The organism is Streptomyces sp. VRA16 Mangrove soil (assembly GCF_017377775.1).
In the GTDB taxonomy this organism is placed as follows: Bacteria; Actinomycetota; Actinomycetes; order Streptomycetales; family Streptomycetaceae; genus Streptomyces.
On sequence record NZ_JAFVLN010000001.1, the window covers coordinates 1,080,449 to 1,098,262 of the forward strand.

Annotated in this window: 18 protein-coding genes; 8 read left to right on the forward strand and 10 right to left on the reverse strand. The window is 73.3% G+C overall.

The window, feature by feature from the left end:
- Positions 1 to 16 precede the first annotated feature (16 nt).
- Positions 17 to 1,459, reverse strand: a complete 1,443-nt coding sequence (locus J3486_RS04795) for a cytochrome P450 (protein ID WP_207818644.1) — start codon at positions 1,457 to 1,459, stop codon at positions 17 to 19.
- 141 nt (positions 1,460 to 1,600) lie between these two features.
- Between J3486_RS04795 and J3486_RS04800 the strand changes: the two genes are divergently transcribed.
- The 3 genes from J3486_RS04800 (at position 1,601) to J3486_RS04810 (ending at position 4,168) form a co-directional block, all read left to right on the forward strand.
- Complete coding sequence (locus tag J3486_RS04800; protein WP_207818645.1) at positions 1,601 to 2,212, forward strand: TetR/AcrR family transcriptional regulator; 612 nt, start codon at positions 1,601 to 1,603, stop codon at positions 2,210 to 2,212.
- 103 nt (positions 2,213 to 2,315) lie between these two features.
- On the forward strand, positions 2,316 to 2,771 hold the full coding sequence (locus tag J3486_RS04805) for a MarR family winged helix-turn-helix transcriptional regulator (protein WP_207818646.1): 456 nt from the start codon (positions 2,316 to 2,318) through the stop codon (positions 2,769 to 2,771).
- Complete coding sequence (locus tag J3486_RS04810) at positions 2,768 to 4,168, forward strand: MFS transporter (protein WP_207818647.1); 1,401 nt, start codon at positions 2,768 to 2,770, stop codon at positions 4,166 to 4,168. The genes J3486_RS04805 and J3486_RS04810 overlap by 4 nt, the downstream gene beginning before the upstream one ends.
- Position 4,169: 1 nt before the next feature.
- On the opposite strand, the gene J3486_RS04815 is transcribed toward J3486_RS04810, so the two are convergent.
- Positions 4,170 to 4,577, reverse strand: coding sequence for a nuclear transport factor 2 family protein (locus J3486_RS04815; RefSeq protein WP_207818648.1), 408 nt, complete (start codon positions 4,575 to 4,577; stop codon positions 4,170 to 4,172).
- Between the two features lie 70 nt (positions 4,578 to 4,647).
- Positions 4,648 to 5,424, reverse strand: coding sequence for a 2OG-Fe(II) oxygenase (locus J3486_RS04820; protein WP_207818649.1), 777 nt, complete (start codon positions 5,422 to 5,424; stop codon positions 4,648 to 4,650).
- 282 nt (positions 5,425 to 5,706) lie between these two features.
- On the opposite strand from J3486_RS04820, the gene J3486_RS04825 reads away from it, so the two are divergent.
- Positions 5,707 to 6,513 (forward strand): putative protein N(5)-glutamine methyltransferase, encoded by an 807-nt coding sequence (locus J3486_RS04825; RefSeq protein WP_207818650.1) that lies wholly within the window; start codon positions 5,707 to 5,709, stop codon positions 6,511 to 6,513.
- A gap of 77 nt (positions 6,514 to 6,590) precedes the next feature.
- A complete protein-coding gene (locus tag J3486_RS04830) occupies positions 6,591 to 7,001 on the forward strand; it encodes a hypothetical protein (protein ID WP_207818651.1) in 411 nt (136 codons plus the stop codon).
- Here the strand turns inward: J3486_RS04830 and J3486_RS04835 are convergent.
- The 5 genes from J3486_RS04835 to J3486_RS04855 form a co-directional block, all read right to left on the reverse strand.
- A complete protein-coding gene (locus tag J3486_RS04835; RefSeq protein ID WP_207818652.1) occupies positions 6,989 to 7,636 on the reverse strand; it encodes a DUF4230 domain-containing protein in 648 nt (215 codons plus the stop codon). The genes J3486_RS04830 and J3486_RS04835 overlap by 13 nt on opposite strands.
- 145 nt (positions 7,637 to 7,781) lie before the next feature.
- Positions 7,782 to 9,665 (reverse strand): tetracycline resistance ribosomal protection protein Otr(A), encoded by a 1,884-nt coding sequence (gene otr(A), locus J3486_RS04840; protein ID WP_207818653.1) that lies wholly within the window; start codon positions 9,663 to 9,665, stop codon positions 7,782 to 7,784.
- Between the two features lie 136 nt (positions 9,666 to 9,801).
- Positions 9,802 to 10,248 carry a protein-tyrosine phosphatase family protein gene (locus J3486_RS04845; RefSeq protein WP_207818654.1) on the reverse strand — a complete coding sequence of 149 codons (447 nt, stop codon included), beginning with the start codon at positions 10,246 to 10,248 and terminating at the stop codon, positions 9,802 to 9,804.
- Positions 10,245 to 11,414, reverse strand: a complete 1,170-nt coding sequence (locus J3486_RS04850; protein WP_207818655.1) for a dihydrofolate reductase family protein — start codon at positions 11,412 to 11,414, stop codon at positions 10,245 to 10,247. Before J3486_RS04850 ends, J3486_RS04845 begins: the two co-directional genes overlap by 4 nt.
- A 48-nt stretch (positions 11,415 to 11,462) precedes the next feature.
- On the reverse strand, positions 11,463 to 12,434 hold the full coding sequence (locus J3486_RS04855; RefSeq protein ID WP_207818656.1) for a glutathione S-transferase family protein: 972 nt from the start codon (positions 12,432 to 12,434) through the stop codon (positions 11,463 to 11,465).
- A gap of 148 nt (positions 12,435 to 12,582) precedes the next feature.
- Between J3486_RS04855 and J3486_RS04860 the strand changes: the two genes are divergently transcribed.
- A complete protein-coding gene (locus J3486_RS04860; protein WP_207818657.1) occupies positions 12,583 to 13,104 on the forward strand; it encodes an SRPBCC family protein in 522 nt (173 codons plus the stop codon).
- Here J3486_RS04860 and J3486_RS04865 read toward each other — a convergent pair.
- Positions 13,044 to 13,706, reverse strand: coding sequence for a PAS domain-containing protein (locus J3486_RS04865; RefSeq protein ID WP_207818658.1), 663 nt, complete (start codon positions 13,704 to 13,706; stop codon positions 13,044 to 13,046). The two genes, J3486_RS04860 and J3486_RS04865, sit on opposite strands and share 61 nt — an antisense overlap.
- Before the next feature lie 176 nt (positions 13,707 to 13,882).
- On the opposite strand from J3486_RS04865, the gene J3486_RS04870 reads away from it, so the two are divergent.
- Together J3486_RS04870 and J3486_RS04875 are read left to right on the forward strand one after the other, a co-directional pair.
- Positions 13,883 to 17,038: a cytochrome P450 gene (locus J3486_RS04870; RefSeq protein ID WP_207818659.1), complete on the forward strand. Its 3,156-nt coding sequence runs from the start codon at positions 13,883 to 13,885 to the stop codon at positions 17,036 to 17,038.
- Positions 17,039 to 17,109: 71 nt separating this feature from the next.
- Positions 17,110 to 17,346, forward strand: coding sequence for a hypothetical protein (locus J3486_RS04875; RefSeq protein ID WP_207818660.1), 237 nt, complete (start codon positions 17,110 to 17,112; stop codon positions 17,344 to 17,346).
- A 63-nt stretch (positions 17,347 to 17,409) separates the two neighbouring features.
- On the opposite strand, the gene J3486_RS04880 is transcribed toward J3486_RS04875, so the two are convergent.
- Positions 17,410 to 17,802: a VOC family protein gene (locus J3486_RS04880; RefSeq protein WP_207818661.1), complete on the reverse strand. Its 393-nt coding sequence runs from the start codon at positions 17,800 to 17,802 to the stop codon at positions 17,410 to 17,412.
- Positions 17,803 to 17,814: the final 12 nt, after the last annotated feature.

Here is a 17,814-nt window from a genome sequence, read left to right on the forward strand (position 1 = left end):
ACGGGCCCGAGGAAGGTCACCTCCTGGCGAGGTGCAGCCGCAGGCCCTGCGGCATCAGCGTCAGCCGCTCCGCGACCTGCAGTCGGTAGCCGGCCCGCGGCGTCAGGTCGTAGCGGCGCAGCAGCAGGCCGAGCACCAGCGTCGCCTCGTGCAGGGCGAACTGTCGCCCGATGCAGGCCCGCGCGCCCGTGCCGAACGGCTTGAAGACATGCGCGGGGCGCGCCCGTACGGCCTGCGGGGCGAACCGGTCCGGGTCGAAGGACGCGGCGTCCTCGCCCCAGGCCGCCGGATCCCGGTGCAGCATCGTCGTGAGGACGAGCGCCCAGGCGCCGCGCCGCATCGGGTGCACCCCGCCGAGCGTCGTGTCGGCGACCGCCTCGCGCGCGAAGGCCGGAGCCGTCGGCCACAGCCGCAGCGACTCGTCCAGTACCCGCCGCAGATAGCGGAGTTTGGCGACCTGTTCGTAGGCGGGCACGTCGACGTCGCCCCAGACCCGGTCCACCTCCTCCTGCGCCTTCGCCAGCACGCCGGGGTTCTCGGCGAGGTAGTGCAGGGCGAAGGAGAGCGCCCCGGAGGTCGTCTCGTGCCCGGCCACCAGGAACGTGATGACCTGCCGCCGGATGTTCTCGGGCGCGAGCCGCTCGCCCGTCCGCGGGTGCGCCACCTCCAGCATCCGGTCCAGGAGATCGCCGGGACCGTCACCGGACGCGCGGCGGGCGGCGATCACGCCGTCGACGGTGCGGTTCAGATAGGCGCGGTCCGCCGCGTTGCGCTTCTCCGCGCCCCGCAGCAGCGCCGACAGCAGCGGCGGCACCACGTTGCGACGCTGCGCGAACGACAGGGCGCCCACCATCGCCGTCACGAACGGATGCAGCCGCTCGCGCTCGAACGACCCGAAGTCGTGCCCGAATCCGGTCCGCGCGATCGTCTCCAGGGTCAGCTTGGTCATGTCGCCCGGCACGTCCACCGAACGCCCCGCCGCCTCGCTCGCGTCCCACGCCGTCATCAGCTGCCCGGCCACGTCGAGCATCAGCGGGTGGTAGCCCTCCATGGCCTCCCGGCTGAACCCGGGCGCGAGGATGTCGTGCGCCAGCTGCCAGTTGGGCTCGTGGTTGTACGCCGTGAACAGACCGTCGCCGGCCACGGGGCGCAGATTGGCGACCCCGAGCCCGACGTGCTTGGCGAACCGTGACTCGTCCGCCAGCTCCGCCGCGAGATCGGCGCCCCACACGAACACGATCTCCTTGCCGAACCCCTTGCGGCGGAAGATCGGCCCCAGCTGCTCGGCGATCCGCATGGAGTCCTGCAAGGGCGTGCGGACATTGGCGCCGACGACGTCACCGATCAGCGGGACCCGCCGGGGCGGGTGCGGGATCCGGTCCAGACGCGGCCAGCCCTGCTCGGCACTGCGGAAACCTCGCGGCAGTGCGGGCGCCGCCGTCTGTGTCATCTGAGCCATCGAGCCCATCTCCCTTGCGCCACCGGCGGGTTGAGGCGCCGGGGATGCCTTGTTAGACGCGGATTCAATAATGCGACTCAGTGTGCGGCTGTTATTGAACTCACGTCAAGTAAGGCGACGTTCGTCCAGTAGGGTGCGGCCATGACGGCAGAGCGGACGACCCGGCGCAGACTGAGCACGGAGCAGCGCAGGGAGCAATTGCTGTCCGTGGGGGCGAAGTTGTTCGCCCAGAGTCCGTACGGCGACGTGTGGATCGAGCAGGTCGCCGAGATCGCGGGCGTCTCCAGGGGGCTCCTGTACCACTACTTTCCGAACAAAAGGGACTTCTTCGCCGCGGTCGTGCGGCGCGAGAGCGAGCGGATGCTGCGGCTGACCGCCGCCGTTCCCGGCGTCCCCGTGCGCGAACAGCTCGGCGCCGGACTCGACACGTTCCTCGGCTACGTCGCCGCGCACGCCGAGGGCTTCCGCGCCTTCCATCGCGCCGAGTCCGCGGGGGACCCCGTGGTGCGCACCGTCTACCGCGAGGGGCTCGCCGCCCAGGAGCGGCAGATCCTGGCCGCCCTCGCCGCCGACCCCGAGATCGCGGACCGGCTGCCGGACCCCGCCGCGCTGCGCCTCGCCGTGCGCGGCTGGCTCGCCTTCCTCGTCGCCGTCTGCCTCGACTGGCTCGACGAGCCGGAGGGGTCGGAGCTCGGCCGCGACCACCTGCGGGACCTGTGTGCGCGGGCCCTGCTCGGGGCGCTCGACTGCTGAACCTCCCGACGGGCCTGCCGGGCGGCTCGTCGGGGTGTGGTCAGGGGGTAAGGGTAGTAAGGAAAACTTGCAAGGCTGCCTGTCTATCTCTTACGGTGGCCTTATGTCAGGAACGCAGGGACCCGCGGCCGCCGAGCCGCCCACCGAGCGGATCGCCGCCGACCTCGCGACCGTCGTCGGCCGGCTCTCGCGGCGGCTGCGCACGGCGTCGCCGGACAGTCTGCTCACCCCGACCCAGCGCACCGTGCTCGCCCGCCTCGACGGGGAGGGCCCGGCCACCACGGCGGCGCTCGCCCGCTCCGAGTACGTGAAACCGCAGTCGATGCGGCTCACGCTCGGCGCGCTGGAGGAGCGCGGCTTCGTCGCCCGCACCCCGGACCCGACCGACGGGCGCCAGTCCGTCGTGTCGATCACCGACAGCGGCCGTGCCACCCTCGCCGCCGTCCGCGCCGCCAAGCACGGCTGGCTGTCCCAGGCCCTCGACAGCGAGCTGGCCCCGGCCGAGCGCCGGCTGCTCGCCGAGGCGACGGTGCTCCTCGAACGGCTGGTGGAGAAGTGAGCGGTGACATAGCCACCACCGGGACCGTGCCGACGACCCCGGTCGGCACCGGCTTCCGCGCCCGGCTCACCGCACCGCTCCTGCTGGGCTCGGTGCTCAACCCGCTCAACACCACGATGATCTCCACCGGCCTGGTGGCGATCGGACACCACTTCGGAGTCGGCGCCGCCGACACGGCCTGGCTGATCTCCGTGCTCTACCTGGCCAGCGCCGTCGCCCAGCCCGTGCTCGGCAAGCTCGCCGACGCGCTCGGCCCGCGCCGGGTCTTCCTCGCGGGGCTGGTCGTGGTCTGCGCCTCCGGGCTCGTCGGCGCACTCGCCCCCGCCTTCGGCTGGATCGTCGTCTCCCGGCTGCTGCTCGGCATCGGCACCTCGGCCGCGTACCCGGCCGCGATGGCCGTCCTGCGCGACGAGGGCCGCCGCGTCGGACGCCGCCCGCCGCGCCCGGTCATGGCCCGGCTCTCCTTCGCGGCGCTCGGCAGCGCCGCCGTCGGCCCCACGCTCGGCGGGCTGCTCGTCACCTTCGTCGGCTGGCGCGGCATCTTCGCCGTCAACGTGCCCGTGTCGGTGATCGCCTTCTGCTGCGCCCTGCTGTGGATCCCGGCGGATCCGGACCGCGGCACCGACGGCGAACCGGCCCCCAAGCCGGCTCTCGACCCGCTCGGCATCGGCCTGTTCACCACCGCGCTGACCGTCCTCGTCTTCTTCCTGCTCGACCTCGCGCACCCGATGTGGTGGCTGCTCGCCCCGTTCGCGGTGCTCGGCGCGGTCCTGCTGTGGTGGCAACTGCGCTGCCGGGCCCCGTTCATCGACGTACGGATGCTCGCGGGCAACGGGCCGCTCGCCCGCACCTATCTGCGGCACGGTCTGAGCTATCTGCTCATCTACTGCGTCATGTACGGCTTCACCCAGTGGCTGGAGGAGGGGCGCGGCTACTCCTCCGGGCACACCGGACTGCTGATGCTCCCGATGTCGCTCGCCGCCCTGGTCTGCTCCCTGATCGGCGCCCGCACCAAGGGGATCCGCGCCCCGCTGATCGTGGCGAGCGTGCTGCTCACCGCGGGGGCGGCGCTGCTCGCCTTCGTCTCGGGCGCCACGCCGCTCGGCGTGCTGCTCCTCGCGGGCGCCTGCTTCGGCATTCCGCAGGGCCTCATCGGCACCAGCAACCAGGCCGCCGTCCAGGAGTACGCGCCCGCGGCCGACATCGGCGCCGCGGCGGGCCTGCAGCGCACCGCGCAGTACATCGGTGCCATCACCGCGTCCGGCCTGATCGCCCTCGCCTACGGGCAGCGCGCCCATGACGCCGGACTGCACCTGATGGCGACGGCGTCGGCCGTCCTCGGGGTGCTCCTCGTGGCCCTCACGGTGACGGACCCGGCGCTGCGCAGGCGGCGGTGACTCAGGGGCCGAGGAAGAGGTCGCCCGCCGGCTCCTGGTGCCCGTCCGCCGTGTGCCAGTAGTCGCGCGTCGCCACGGCGAGCCCGTCCGCACCGAACCGTACGAACACGCAGCCGGCCAGCGTCGTGGGCCGCCCGTCCTCCTCGGACAGCACCCGGAACTCGGCCACCGCGAGCGGCCCCGGGCCCACCACCGGCTCCCCGAACCGCACGTCCACAGGCCGCTCGTCCGCGAACGACCAGCGCAGATACGCGGCGAGCGCGTCCCGCCCGCGGTGCGGCTCCCGGAACGGCATCGACCGGTGCACGCAGTCGTCCGCGTAGAGGGCGAGCAGCGCGTCCACGTCGTGCCGGGCCCAGCCGGACTCCCACACGGCGACGAACCGCCGCGCGGCCTGCTCAGTGTCCATGCCTGCCCCCAACTCGCCGGTCCCGTGCGGCGATCGGGGCCGACGCTACCCCAGCCCGCCCCGGCGGGCGTCACTGCGCGTCGTGGAGGACCAGCCCCAGGGTGTGCCTGCGGCCCGAGCGGACCGTGCTCACGCCGTGCCGCATCGGGCCGTTGGCCCAGCCGCGCACCGAGCGCACCGGCCGGTCGCGCGTGGTGAAGACCAGCGCGTGCCCCTGCAGCAGCGTCGTGGCGTGACCGCGCGACTGGGCGCGCGGTCGCTGCTCCGTCATCAGGAACTCGCCCCCGGTGTAGTCGACGCCGGGCTCGTCCAGACCGATCACCACCTGCAGCGGGAACACCAGCTCGCCGTACAGGTCCCGGTGCAGGGCGTTCCAGTCGCCCGGCCCGTACCGCAGCAGGATCGGGGTCGGGCGTGTCTGGCCGGCCGCACGACAGCGCTCCAGCCACGCGTCGAAGGTGTCCGGCCACGGCGCCGGCCGGTTCAGCCGCCGCGCCCAGGTCCGGGCGATCGGCAGCAGCCGCGGATAGAACGCCGCGCGCAACTCCCGTACGAGATCGGGCAGCGGATCGTCGAAGTAGCGGTACTGCCCCTTGCCGAACCGGTGACGGGCCATGTCGACGGTCGAGCGGAACCGGTCCGCGTCGTCGTAGAGCGCGGCCACCGACCGGCACTCGGCCGGGGTGAGCACGGGCCGAGCCGTGAGGGCGCTGCCGAACTCGTCCAGCTCGGCGGCGATTTCGGACCCGTCGACGGCGGTGGCACGGTCGAACGCGGTGGCAGCGGAGAAGGAGGGCGAGAAGGAGGGCGAGGAAGCGGGCCGGGAAGCGGAGGAGAAGGTCGTCATGGCAGGCCGTCCGGTGTCCGGGGTGTGTCAAAACGGTGTGACCTCTCCAGGCTGGCCGCCCGCGCGGGACGATTCCGGCGGTATTCGGACGCCGCGTTCGGTGCGGTAGTGTGACCGGGCCCCACCGCGCCACGAGGGAACAAGGAGGTGAGCCCGATCATCGCTGTAGCAGGTCAGGAGCTCCCCTGTCCCGTCGTGCGCCACGACCGCTCCCGCTGAGCGGACGGCGGCCGCGCGGCGGCCGGGAGCCCCGTCGGCGTCCCGAGAGGTCACACCACGCTCATGCCCCTCCCGTCTTTTCTCCCGACACCCGTCACACCCCCGCCCGCCTTCCTCGTGCCCGTGCTGCGTGCCGCCGGCTGCGTCTTCGCCGAGGACGAGGCACGCATCCTGCACACCTGCGCCCGCGACGACGCCGAACTGACCGCGATGGTCGAGCGGCGCGCCGCCGGGCACCCGCTGGAGCACGTCGTCGGCTGGGCCGAGTTCTGCGGGCTGCGCATCGCCGTCGACCCCGGGGTCTTCGTGCCGCGCCGCCGCACCGAGTTCCTCGCCCGCCAGGCCCTCGCCCGCACCGGACCCGGAGCCACCGTCGTCGACCTGTGCTGCGGCACCGGGGCGGTCGCCGCCGTCCTCGCCGCGCGCCGCCCCGCCCGGCTGCACGCCGCCGACCTGGACCCGGCGGCGGTGCGCTGCGCCAGCCGCAACCTCGCCCCGTTCGACGGCGAGGTGCACGAGGGCGACCTGTACGCGCCGCTGCCCGCGGAACTCGCGGGCCGGGTCGACATCCTCGTCGCCAACGGCCCCTATGTGCCCACCGGCGACGTGCCGCTGCTGCCGTCCGAGGCCCGCGACCACGAACACCGCATGGCCCTCGACGGCGGCGCCGACGGACTCGACGTCATGCGCCGGGTCACCGCCCAGGCCCCGCGCTGGCTCGCGCCGGGCGGCCTGCTCTTCGTGGAGACCAGCGAACGGCAGGCCGGCACCGCACTCGCGGAGGTGCGCGGGGCCGGCCTCGACGCCCGCCTGGCCGAGGACGACGAACTGTCCGCCACGGTCGTCATCGGCATGCGCCCGGCGCGCTGAGCACCGGGGTTTCGCCCACCGCGGTTCCGGTACCCGGCTTGATCCGGGTACCGGAACGACTGCGAGGAGGTACCGCCATGAACGACAACGACAACGACAACGACAACGACAACGACAACGACAACGACCTCGTCCACGGATACGCACCCACCGCGGTGGGCGTCGTGCTGAGCGACTGCGCGCCCGAGGACGCCGCCCGCGTCTTCGCCGCCCTGGGCGCCGCCCATCCCATGGACCGCTCCGCGCGGGAGACGCCCCGGGGCGACGCCACGGCCTGGCCGGCCACGGTCGACGTCGCCCCCGAGGCCGCCCGCCCCGCCCCTACCGCGCTGAGCGGCACGGTCACCGCCGACCTCCAGGGCGGCCACGCCGCGCTCGACCAGGTCCGTACGACGCTGGAGGCGGCCTTCCACGTCCAGGAGAGCGGAAGCGTGGCGGGCGATCAGGAGCACGCCCTGCGGCTGCGTCTGAGCGGTCAGGCCCCGTAGGACACCTGCACCTTGTCGAACCCCAGGGAACGCAGCAGGCCCTGGAGCATCGCCGTGGTGTTCCGCTCGGCGCGGTCCGTCAGGCCGCTGTCCTTCGCGGCCTCGCCGATGTGTTTCGCGGCGAGCTTGCGCACGGCCCGCTCGTCGTTAGGGTTGTCGGAGAACAGGTCGCCGAGCCGGTCGAGCAGCCCACGCTGTTTGGACACCGCGTAGGAGCGGTCCGTGTCCAGGGCGGGCTTGTCCAGCTTCGCGTGCGGCAGGTGCAGGACCGCCGACGTACGGTCCTTGTTCACGCGTACGTCGCCGGGGTCCACCTTGCCGAGATCCACGTACGCGTCCACGGATCCCGCCCCGACGTACAGGGTCCTGGTCCCGCGGATCGCGTCCGGCAGATACTTCGTGTCCTTCTCCAGGTCGACGACGACCTGGAAGTTCCCGGACGCCGCGTCGTATCGGCTCAGATCCCGCACGGACTTGAGCAGCGCGGGCCCCGAGCGGTCGTGGGTCTCGGTGCCGAACACGCCGTCGAGACGGTGCATCAGGCTCAGTCCGGTGAACAGCAGCACCAGGACGACAGCCACCACGACGACGGCCTTCGCCCAGCGGGGGAGCAGTGCAACAGCCCTCGGCCTCATGAAGGAGACCTCCTTCCCATGGAGGCCGAGTTCCACCGTAGCCGCTGATCACGCCTGTGGTGCCGCCGTGCGCACCCGTGCGCTCCCGCTGTTCGTCACGTCGGGCCACCCGGTTCGCTGGTGTCACGGCCGGGTGCCGTGTCCGCTACTCCCGCACCGGCCGGTCGCCCGCCACACGCGACCACCACACCCCCTCGCCGTGCGTGAGCCCCGGCAGCGCCAGCTCCATGTCGCGGACCCGACGCGCGGTCAGTTCCCCGGTGATCAGCCAGGAGGTGCGGCCGCCCGTCGTCTCCCCGAACTCGGCTCCGTGTGCCGCCAGTCGAGCGGTCACCGGGGCGAGGGCGTCCAGCGGGATCTCCACTTCGAAGGTGTGCACCGGTTCGAAGACCCGGGTGCCGCAGCGCTCCAGGGCGCGGCGCACCACCAGCGCCGTCACCGTGCGGAAGTCGCCCGCCACGCTCACCGGGGAGTCGAACCCGGAGCGGATCAGGGTGACCCGGCAGTCCGTCACCGGCCAGCCGTGCGGGCCGCCCGCGGCGAGCGTGGCGTGCACCGTGTCCTCGACGGCTTGGTGGAACGCCCGCGGCAGGGCGCCCAGTTCGGTCTCGTACGTGAAGACGCGGCCGGAGCCGTGCGGCCCCGGTGCGATCCGCAGGCCGACGGTCGCGGGCAGACCCGTGGTGCTGTGCCCGCCCATCTCCTCGACGTCCTCGCCGGTGGCCACGGGGCGCTCCACGCACCGGATGCGGCTCGGCTCGAACGTCGCCTCGATATCGAACTCCTGCGCCAGGGTGGCCCCGAGGACCTCCTTCTGCACCTCCCCGTACAGCAGGAGTGCCGTCGCACCGGCCGGAGCGGGCCGGGCGTGGATCAGCGGGTCCTGGTCGGCGAGGTCGAGCAGCGCGGCCCGCAGGCCCGCACCCCGGCCCGGGTGGACCGCGCGCGCCACCGTCTCCAGGGTGGGCGGCGCGAACCCGGCCCGCCCGGCGCGCGGCGGGCCCAGCCGGTCGCCCACCCGCACACCCGCGACACCCCGCACCTCGGCGATCTGCCCCGGCCCCGCGACGTCCCCCGCGCAGCCGACGACCCGCAGCCCGGTGATCCGTGCCGTGAGCTCCTGCGCCCCGCCCTCGACGTCCTCGCGCAGGAACGTCACCTTCTGGCGGGCCCGCACCTCACCGTCGTACAGACGCAGATACCCGATCCGCTCCCCGGCCGTCCCGCGGCGCACGGCGAAGACCGTCCCGGACGGCGGCGCCGTCCTGTCACCCTTCCCGGCCGCGGGCAGGAACTCGCGTACGGCGTCGAGCAGTTGGGGCACGCCCTGACCGCCCAGCGCCGAGCCGAACAGGACGGGGTGCACCAGTCCTTCGCCGGTGCGTGCGACGAGCGCCCGGCGCAACGCCGCGGGGCCCGGCGGCGGCCCGTCGACCAGCGCGGCGAGGACCGTGTCGTCCACCTCCGAGAGGGTCTGCGCCGCCGCGTCGTCCAGCGCCCGCGCGGCGACCGTGGCCCGCGGGGTGCCCGCGTCGCGGACGTCGGCCAGCGGCACCACGGACGGCGTGAGCCTGCGGCGGATGTCGTCGAGCAGCGGGCCGGTCCTGGCGCCCGCCCGGTCGACCTTGTTCACGAACACGAGCGTGGGCAGCCCGAGCCGCCGCAGCGTCCTGAGCAGCACACGCGTCTGCGCCTGCACGCCCTCCACCGCGGAGACGAGGAGCACGGCCCCGTCGAGCACGTCGAGGGCACGCTCCACCTCGGCGATGAAGTCGCTGTGCCCGGGGGTGTCGATCAGATTGACCTGGGTGTCGCCGACGGTGAACGCGGCGACGGCGGAGCGGATCGTGATGCCGCGCTGCCGCTCGATCGCGCCGGTGTCCGTCCGGGTGTCGCCGGCGTCGACGCTGCCGAGCCGGTCGATGGCGCCCGTGTCGAACAGGAGCCGCTCGGTGAGACTGGTCTTACCTGCGTCGACGTGGGCGAGAATGCCGATGTTCAGGGTGGTGCGAAGCTGCGGGATCTGCATGGAAGGTCGAGTCCTCGAGAACGATCGTCCGGCGTGGGCGCTGAACTGCTTCGAGGAATCGGCGCATTCCGTTCTCCTGCTCCGGTGAGGGCTGTGACCCGGTCATGGTGCCCGGCGGGGAGGGGCGCGGCGCAACCTATTTTTCCGGTTGCCGCTCCGGTGGCGTGAACTTCCGTACGTAGCCTTTCTGCCACGGCGTCTCCACCGCGCGCGGGTCGTAGTGCCGCCGTACGTACGCGACGGCCTCGCGGGCCGGGACCCCGTCGAGCACCGCCAGACAGGCGAGGGCCGTCCCGGTCCTGCCGCGCCCGCCCGCGCACGCCAGCTCCACCCGCTCGTCCGCGCTGCGCCGCCACACGTCGGCCAGCACCGAGCGGGCCTGGCGCCGGTCCGCCGGCAGCCGGAAGTCGGGCCAGCGCAGCCAGGTGAACTCCCAGTCCACGGGCGGTGGTCGATGCCCCAGCAGATAGACGCCGTACGTGGGTTCGGGACCGGTCGGCGCCGGGGCGCGCAGCCCCCGGCCGCGGACCAGCCGGCCCGACGGCAGCCGCAGCACGCCCGGGGCGTCCGCGTCCCACGTCATCGGGTGCCCCCTTCTTCCGTCCCGGCGGGCGTCACCAGATGCCGGTTCGGCAGCATCGCCGCCGCGGCCAGCTCCGGCACCTCGGCGACGACGACGCCCGCCCCGGCGAGGACGCCGATGCCGTCCGCGCCCGGCACGAACGTGTCCGGCTCCCGCCAGGCCGTCACCACCCGCCGCACCCCCGCGTCGACGATCAGCCGCGCGCACGGTTTCGGGCGCGAGGCGCGGTGGGCGCACGGTTCCAGGCTGCTGTAGACGGTGGCGGTGGCCAGCCGCGGGTCGCCGGTGTCGAGCTTCGCCAGCGCCGCCTCCTCGGCGTGCACCACCGGGTCGTCGCCCTCCCGGGAGTGGCCGCGCGCCAGCTCCGTGCCGTCGGCCGCGACCAGCACGGCGCCCACGCTGAACGCGGTCCGCGACGGCGGGCAGTCGGCGGCCAGTTCGCAGGCGAGCCGCAGCCAGTGCCGGTCCGCCGCCGTCGCCTCCTGCGCGGTGCCGGGGACGGTCGGCGCGTACCGGGTGACGATCACGTCGCCGACCCGCTCCGTGCCCAGGACCCGCATCCGGCTGCGCGGTCCGCCCGGATAGGCGCCGGGGCCGAACAGGCGCGGCGCGTCCGGCTCGCCGACCACCAACGGGGCGACGGCGAGGCGCAGTTCGTCCGCGAGCCCCTGCTGCAGGAGCTGCGTGTGCACTCGCGCCCCGCCCTCGACCATCAGCCGCCGCACCCCGCGCCCGCCGAGGTCGTCCAGGAGCGCCGCCCAGTCGACGGCGTCGCCGAGCGCCACCACGTCGGCGGCGGCGCCCAGACGGGCGCGGGCGAGCTCGGCGCCCTTGGCCGTCGTGTACACGAGCCGCTCGCCGCCCGTCGTCCAGAACGGATCACCGGGATCGAGATCACCCGACGTGCTCACCGTCACCTTCAGCGGATACGCGGAGCGCCCCTCGTCGACCCGCTCGGCCCGCCGCTCCGCCGAGTTGACCAGGAGCCGCGGCCGGTCGGCGCGCAGGGTGCCCGCGCCGACCAGGATCGCGTCGCTCGCCGCACGCACCGCGTCGACCCGGTCGAAGTCCTCGGCGCCCGACAGCAGCAGCCGCTCGGGCCCGGTGTCGTCGAGGCAGCCGTCGAGCGAGACGGCGGCGGAGAGAAGCACGTGAGGGCGGGGCATGGCGACTCCGTGACCTGGATGGACGTATCCGTCCGACCTTATCGGGCGCTATCGGGACGCCGGCGCGGTCCCGTCACCGAACGGGCGGCCGCCCAGCTTCTCGCGGCCGTGCGCCGTCGCCCACCCCGACAGGTCCGGGCCGAGCGGCACGATCCGCGTCGGATTGATCCCCTCGTGCACCTGGTAGTAGTGCCGCTTGATGTGGTCGAAGTCGACGGTGTCCCCGAAGCCCGGCGTCTGGAACAGGTCCCGGGCGTACGCCCACAGCACCGGGTCCTCGGTCAGCTTGTTGCGGTTGCACTTGAAGTGGCCGTGGTACACGGCGTCGAAGCGCACCAGCGTCGTGAACAGGCGCACGTCGGCCTCCGTGATCGTGTCGCCGACCAGGTACCGCTGCCCCTCCAGGCGCCGCGACACCTGGTCTAGGCGCCCGAACACGTCGTTGTAGGCGTCCTCGTACTCGCTCTGCTTCGTCGCGAACCCCGCGCGGTACACCCCGTTGTTCACCTCGCGGTAGATCCCCTCCGCCACCTCGTCGATCTCGTCGCGCAGCGGCTCCGGATACAGGTCGGGCGCCCCCGGCCGGTGCAGCGCCGTCCACTCCGTCTCCAGGTCGAGCGTGATCTGCTGGAAGTCGTTCGTGACGAGCTTCCCGGACGGGACGTCGACGATCGCGGGCACGCTCACACCACCCGGATAGCCGGTCTCGCGGGCGTCGTACGCCTCACTGAGGTAGCGGATGCCGAGCACCGGGTCCCGGTCGTCCGGATCGAGTGTGAACCGCCAGCTGCGGTCGTCCTGGATCGGGTCGGTGACCGCGAGGGACAGGGCGTCCTCCAGGCCGAGGAGCCGCCGCACCACCAGTACCCGGCTCGCCCAGGGGCAGGCCAGGCTGACGACGAGGCGATAGCGGCCCGCCTCCACCGGCCAGCCGTCCCGGCCGTCGGCCGTGATCCGGTCGGCGAAATGACTGCGGGACCGTTTGAAGCCCTTCTTGCCGTACGAGGCGTTGCCGCTCACGGGGTCTCCCTCCAGGATCCGGACATCGACGCCCACGAGCCTGCCCGCGAAACGCGGTCCGTACCACCGCACTCGCGGAAGGCGGCTGTCGGTGGCGGGTGAGAGGCTCGATCGAGAAGGAGCCCCGGACCGGAAGGCGCGAGCACCCATGACGACCCTCACCGGCGACTATGTGACCCTGGACGACGGCCGCCCCGCCGTCCGGCTCACCCGGACTTACGCCCGCCCGGTCGCGCGCGTGTGGCAGTACGCGAGCGACCCCGCCGAGCTGGCCCACTGGTTCCCCTCCCGGTTCGAGGTGGCCGAGCTGCGCCCCGGCGCCCGGATCCGCTTCTTCGACGACCCGAACATGCCGGAGTCCACCGGCACCGTGCTCGCCGCTGACGCCCCGCACCACCTCGCCTACAGCTGGGGCGGGGACGAGCTCCGCCTCGACGTGACGCCCCTGGACGACGGCACCACGCGCCTCACGCTGACGAACGTGCTGGCGAGCGCCGACACCGCGGCGCGCAACGCGGCGGGCTGGGAGGTGTGCCTGTCCGCGCTGGACCGCGCGGACCGGGGCGGGAGCGGTCCTGCCGGTCCCGAGTGGAAGGAGGTGTACGACGCCTACGTCCTGGCGGAGTTCCCCTCCGGCGCACCGATTCCCGGCACGGACGACCTGAGCTGAGGCGGCCACACGCCCGGCACCAGCACGCCGGTCGCGTAGGCACGGGCGACGAGCTCGGTGCGGTTCGCCGCGCCCCACCGCTGCGACAGCCGCCGCAGGTGGTAGGTGACACCGTCGCTCGTCAGACCCGTCTCGCGCGCCGCGCGGGCCGTGGTCGCGCCCGCGGCCAGCAGCGCGAGGATCCGCTCCTCGTTCGGATGCAGCGGCTCGGGGACGGAGTCCTCCCGCGGCTCGGGCTCGCCGGTCGTGCGCAGCATCACCAGCAGGTCCGGCAGACCGGTCGCGGTGTCGCTGACCGGGTCGACGATCAACTCGCCCTGCCGCCGCCTGCCGTGCGGGTCCCGCCACGTCACGTTCACCGAGTACCGCGAGCGGCGGCGCAGCTTCAGCGCCTGCGCGATCCGGTCCACCTGCGCGGCGTCCAGCGGAGGGAACAGGTCCAGCATGTCGCGGCCCTTGAGGCGACCCGGCGTGGTGTCCCACACGGCGGCCAGTGCCGCGTTCGCGAGGCGCACCGTCCCGTACGGATCGCACACCGCCACCGGCAGCGGGATCCGGTCGAAGAGCACCATCGCGCGATTGCGCCACACCACCGCGTCCATCGCGCCTCCTCTCGAACCGGCCCCGACCGGGCGTGCCACGGACCGGCGCCCCTCACAACCCCGACGCGCCGTGGGCCACTACACAATCATGTAGCGCGACGGCGCCGACCGGTGGGGCGGCGGCAGCAAGCTGGGTAGCTCCGATCCACCGTCTCGCGAAAGGCAGTTGTCGCACCATGTCGCACAACGCGCTGACTCCGCCGCCCCCCACCGACGGCCTTCCGCTCATCGACATCACCGCCACCGGTCCGGTGACGGCCCCGCTGCAACAGGTCATGGGCCTGATGCGGAAGCACGGCCCCGCCCTCGTGCGCCGACTGCACGGCCGCGACGTCCTGTTCGTCGCCGACCTCGACCTGGTCACCGAACTCGCCGACGAGGACCGCTTCGCCAAGCACGTGGGCCCCGCCCTGCAGAACGTACGGGAGTTCGCCGCCGACGGCCTCTTCACCGCCTACAACGACGAGCCGAACTGGTCCCGCGCGCACGACATCCTGATGCCCGCCTTCGCGCTCGGCTCGATGCGCACCTACCACCCGGTGATGTACCGCGTCGCCCGCCGGCTGATCGACAGCTGGGACCGTGCGGCCCACGACGGCAGCTCCGTCGACGTGCCCGGCGACATGACCCGGATGACGCTCGACACCATCGGACTCGCCGGATTCGGCTACGACTTCGGGTCGTTCGACAGCGTCGAGCCGCACCCGTTCGTGGAGTCGATGGTGCGCTGCCTGGAATGGAGCATGAAGCGCCTCGGCCGCACCCCCGGACGCGACTGTTCGGCGGTCGACGCCGCGTTCCGCACCGACTCCGACCATCTCGCCCAGGTCGTCGACGACGTCATCGCGGCGCGGGTGCGCGACGGGGCGGCGTGCGCCGACGACCTGCTCGGCCTGATGCTCACCGCCGAACACCCCCGGGACGGCGGCACGCTGGACACCGCCAACATCCGCAACCAGGTCATCACCTTCCTCATCGCGGGACACGAGACGACGTCCGGCGCGATGTCCTTCGCCCTGTACTACCTCGCGAAGAACCCGGCCGTTCTCGACCTCGTGTGCCGCGAGGTCGACGCCCTGTGGGGCGACACCCCGGACCCCGAGCCCGACTTCGACGAGATCGGCCGGCTCACCTACACCCGGCAGGTCCTCAACGAGGCGCTGCGCCTGTGGCCCACCGCCGCCGCGTTCAGCCGCGAGGCCCGCGAGGACACCCTGCTCGGCGGCAGCATCCCGCTGCGCGCGGGCCAGGGCGTCAGCGTCCTCGCACCGATGCTGCACCGACAGCCCGTGTGGGGCGACAACCCCGAGCGGTTCGACCCGAACCGGTTCACGCCCGAGGCCGAGGCGGCCCGTTCCGTGCACGCCTTCAAGCCGTTCGGTACCGGGGAACGCGCCTGCATCGGGCGGCAGTTCGCCCTGCACGAGGCGACCATGCTGCTCGCCATGCTGGTACACCGCTACCGGCTGCGCGACTACGCCGACTACCGGCTCACGGTGAAGGAGGCCCTCACCATGAAGCCCGACGGGTTCACCCTCACCCTCGTCCCTCGCACCCCGGCCGACCGCCGCCACGGCACGCTGCCCGGCCACGTCGCCGCCCGTACCGAACAGGACCCCGACACCGCGGGCCTGCCCGTGCGCGTGCGCCCCGGCACCCGCGCCCTCTTCCTGCGCGGCAGCAACTACGGCACCTGCACGGCCCTGGCCAAACAGCTCGCCGACGAGGCCGCCGCGCTCGGCTGCGCGACCGAGGTCGCGCCGCTGGACGCCTACGCCGGCGCCCTGCCCACCGACCGCCCGGTGATCGTCGTCGCCGCCTCCTACAACGGCCAACCGACCGACGACGCACGGCAGTTCGCCGCCGCGCTCGACGCCGAGATCCCCGCGGGCGTCGTGTATGCCGTCCTGGGCGTCGGTGACCGCAACTGGGCCGCGACCTACCAGCACATGCCCACGCGCATCGACGAACGCCTCGCCGCCGCGGGCGCCGAGCGCCTGTGCGAGCGCGCCGCCGCCGACGCCTCCGGCGACCTCAACGGCACCGTGCGCACCTTCACCACCCGGCTGCGCGCCGCTCTCCTGGAGCGGTACGGCGACCCCGACGCCACCGGCGCAGCGCCCGCGCCCTCGTCGACGTACGAGATCCGGGAGATCACCGGCGGTCCCCTGGACGCGGCGGCCGCCCGGCACGGGCTCGCGGCGTTCACCGTCACCGAGTCCCACGACCTGACGGCCGCCGAACACCCCCGCACCAAGCGGTTCCTGCGGCTCGCGCTGCCCGAGGGCACGACGTACCGCACAGGCGACCACCTCACCGTGCTGCCCGCGCACGAAGGCACCCTGGTCGACCGGGTGCTGGTGGCGCTCGGCCTCGACCCCGACACGCTCCTCGACGTCCGCGACGACCGGCCGCGCCGCGCCGCGCTCACGGTCGACCGGCCGCTCTCGGTCCGCGAACTCCTCACTCATCATGTCGAGTTGACGCACCGGCCGACCGTGGAGCAGGTGGCCGTGCTCGCCGCCGCCAACCCGTGCCCGCCCGAAGCGGCCGCCCTGAAGGCATGGACGGCCGACGACCCGCGCACCTTCGTCGAGCTCGTCGAGGACCACCCCGCGCTGCGCGGCGCCCTGGGATGGACGCAACTCCTCGGCCTGCTGCCGCCGTTGAAGCCGCGCCACTACTCCATCTCGTCCAGCCCGGACGCAGGCAAGCCCGGCCACATCGACCTGATGGTCTCCGTCCTCGACGCCCCCGCGGCGTCCGGGTGCGGCCGCCACCGGGGGACCGGCTCCACCCACCTGGCCGCGCTGCGCCCCGGTGACACGGTCCTCGGCCGCGTCCAGCCGTGCCGCGACGCCTTCCGGATCAGGCCCGAAGCACCGGAACCCGTCATCATGATCGCGGCCGGGACCGGGCTCGCCCCGTTCCGCGGCGCCGTCGCCGAACGCCACGCGGGGCTCGCCCCCGCCCTCGTCTACTTCGGCTGCGACCATCCCGAGCGCGACTTCCTGCACGCCGATGAGCTGCGTGCGGCCGACGCCGCGGGGGCCGTCTCGCTGCGGCCCGTGTTCAGCGACGCACCCGTCGACGGGCACCTTTTCGTGCAGCACCGCATCGCCGCCGAGGCGGACGAAGTGGGCCGGCTCCTCGACGCCGGGGCCCGCGTCTACGTCTGCGGCGACGGGGCCCGCATGGCGCCCGGCGTCCGTGCCGCCTTCCGGGCGCTGTACCGCGAGCGCACTCCCGGCGCCGACGAGCGGGCGGCCGAGGAGTGGCTCGCCGGACTCGTGGCCGAGGGCCGGTACGTGGAGGACGTGTACGTGGGCTGAAGTCCGCGCCCGGAGCCCGTGGCCGGAGCCTCGCATAGCGAGATCGTCACCGAGGGCTCAGAATCGGTTACATGTCCTTTATGTCCGCGGGTGTGACGTGGCTGGGACTGGGCCTGACGGTCGGTACGGCAGGCCTGGTGACCTACGGTCTGGCGGTGTTGCCGTGCTCGGCGACGGTCCGCCAGGAGGATGCCGAACTCGTCAGTCGCCCGGCCCGGCGCATGGCGCTGGGCCTGGCAGCACTGGCGGTGTCGGCGGTCGTGGTCGGGACGGTGCTGCTCCTGCTGGAGGTCACCGACTTCACGTGAGAACGGCTGTACCGCTCGAAGCCGAGCGGTACAGCCGGTGCGGCGGCCGGGATCAGGACGACGTCAGTCGTCGGCGCCGCTCCCGTAGGGACGGGTGATGACCTCCATGCCGTGGCGCACGGGATCCAGGAAGTACACGCCACGACCGCCGTCGTTGTGGTTGATCTCGCCGGGCTGCTTGCCGTGCGGGTCGGCGAAGTAGGGGATATCCGCGTCCTTGATGCGCCGGAAGATCCCGTCGAACTCCTCCTCGGTGACGAGGAAGGCGTAGTGCTGGGTCACGATGGACTCGGCGGGGACGGACGCGAAGTCCAGGGTCACGCCGTTGCTGAGGTCGAGCGCGACGAACGGTCCCCATTCGGCGCCGACTTCGAGCCCCAGGACGTGGGCCAGGAACTCGGCCGACTCCCGGTTGTCCCGGGCGTGGACGATGGTGTGATTGAGCTGAACTGCCATGGTGGATTGCCT

Bases quoted from the DNA above. Each gene is read 5' to 3' on its own strand.
- J3486_RS04870 (WP_207818659.1), top strand. From the start codon at position 13,883: ATGTCGCACAACGCGCTGACTCCGCCGCCCCCCACCGACGGCCTTCCG.
- J3486_RS04795 (WP_207818644.1), bottom strand. From the start codon at position 1,459: ATGGCTCAGATGACACAGACGGCGGCGCCCGCACTGCCGCGAGGTTTC.
- J3486_RS04820 (WP_207818649.1), bottom strand. From the start codon at position 5,424: ATGACGACCTTCTCCTCCGCTTCCCGGCCCGCTTCCTCGCCCTCCTTC.
- J3486_RS04880 (WP_207818661.1), bottom strand. From the start codon at position 17,802: ATGGCAGTTCAGCTCAATCACACCATCGTCCACGCCCGGGACAACCGG.
- J3486_RS04805 (WP_207818646.1), top strand. From the start codon at position 2,316: ATGTCAGGAACGCAGGGACCCGCGGCCGCCGAGCCGCCCACCGAGCGG.
- J3486_RS04865 (WP_207818658.1), bottom strand. From the start codon at position 13,706: ATGGACGCGGTGGTGTGGCGCAATCGCGCGATGGTGCTCTTCGACCGG.
- J3486_RS04835 (WP_207818652.1), bottom strand. From the start codon at position 7,636: ATGAGGCCGAGGGCTGTTGCACTGCTCCCCCGCTGGGCGAAGGCCGTC.
- J3486_RS04815 (WP_207818648.1), bottom strand. From the start codon at position 4,577: ATGGACACTGAGCAGGCCGCGCGGCGGTTCGTCGCCGTGTGGGAGTCC.
- J3486_RS04860 (WP_207818657.1), top strand. From the start codon at position 12,583: ATGACGACCCTCACCGGCGACTATGTGACCCTGGACGACGGCCGCCCC.
- J3486_RS04875 (WP_207818660.1), top strand. From the start codon at position 17,110: ATGTCCTTTATGTCCGCGGGTGTGACGTGGCTGGGACTGGGCCTGACG.
- J3486_RS04830 (WP_207818651.1), top strand. From the start codon at position 6,591: ATGAACGACAACGACAACGACAACGACAACGACAACGACAACGACAAC.
- J3486_RS04850 (WP_207818655.1), bottom strand. From the start codon at position 11,414: ATGCCCCGCCCTCACGTGCTTCTCTCCGCCGCCGTCTCGCTCGACGGC.
- J3486_RS04800 (WP_207818645.1), top strand. From the start codon at position 1,601: ATGACGGCAGAGCGGACGACCCGGCGCAGACTGAGCACGGAGCAGCGC.
- J3486_RS04845 (WP_207818654.1), bottom strand. From the start codon at position 10,248: ATGACGTGGGACGCGGACGCCCCGGGCGTGCTGCGGCTGCCGTCGGGC.
- J3486_RS04825 (WP_207818650.1), top strand. From the start codon at position 5,707: ATGCCCCTCCCGTCTTTTCTCCCGACACCCGTCACACCCCCGCCCGCC.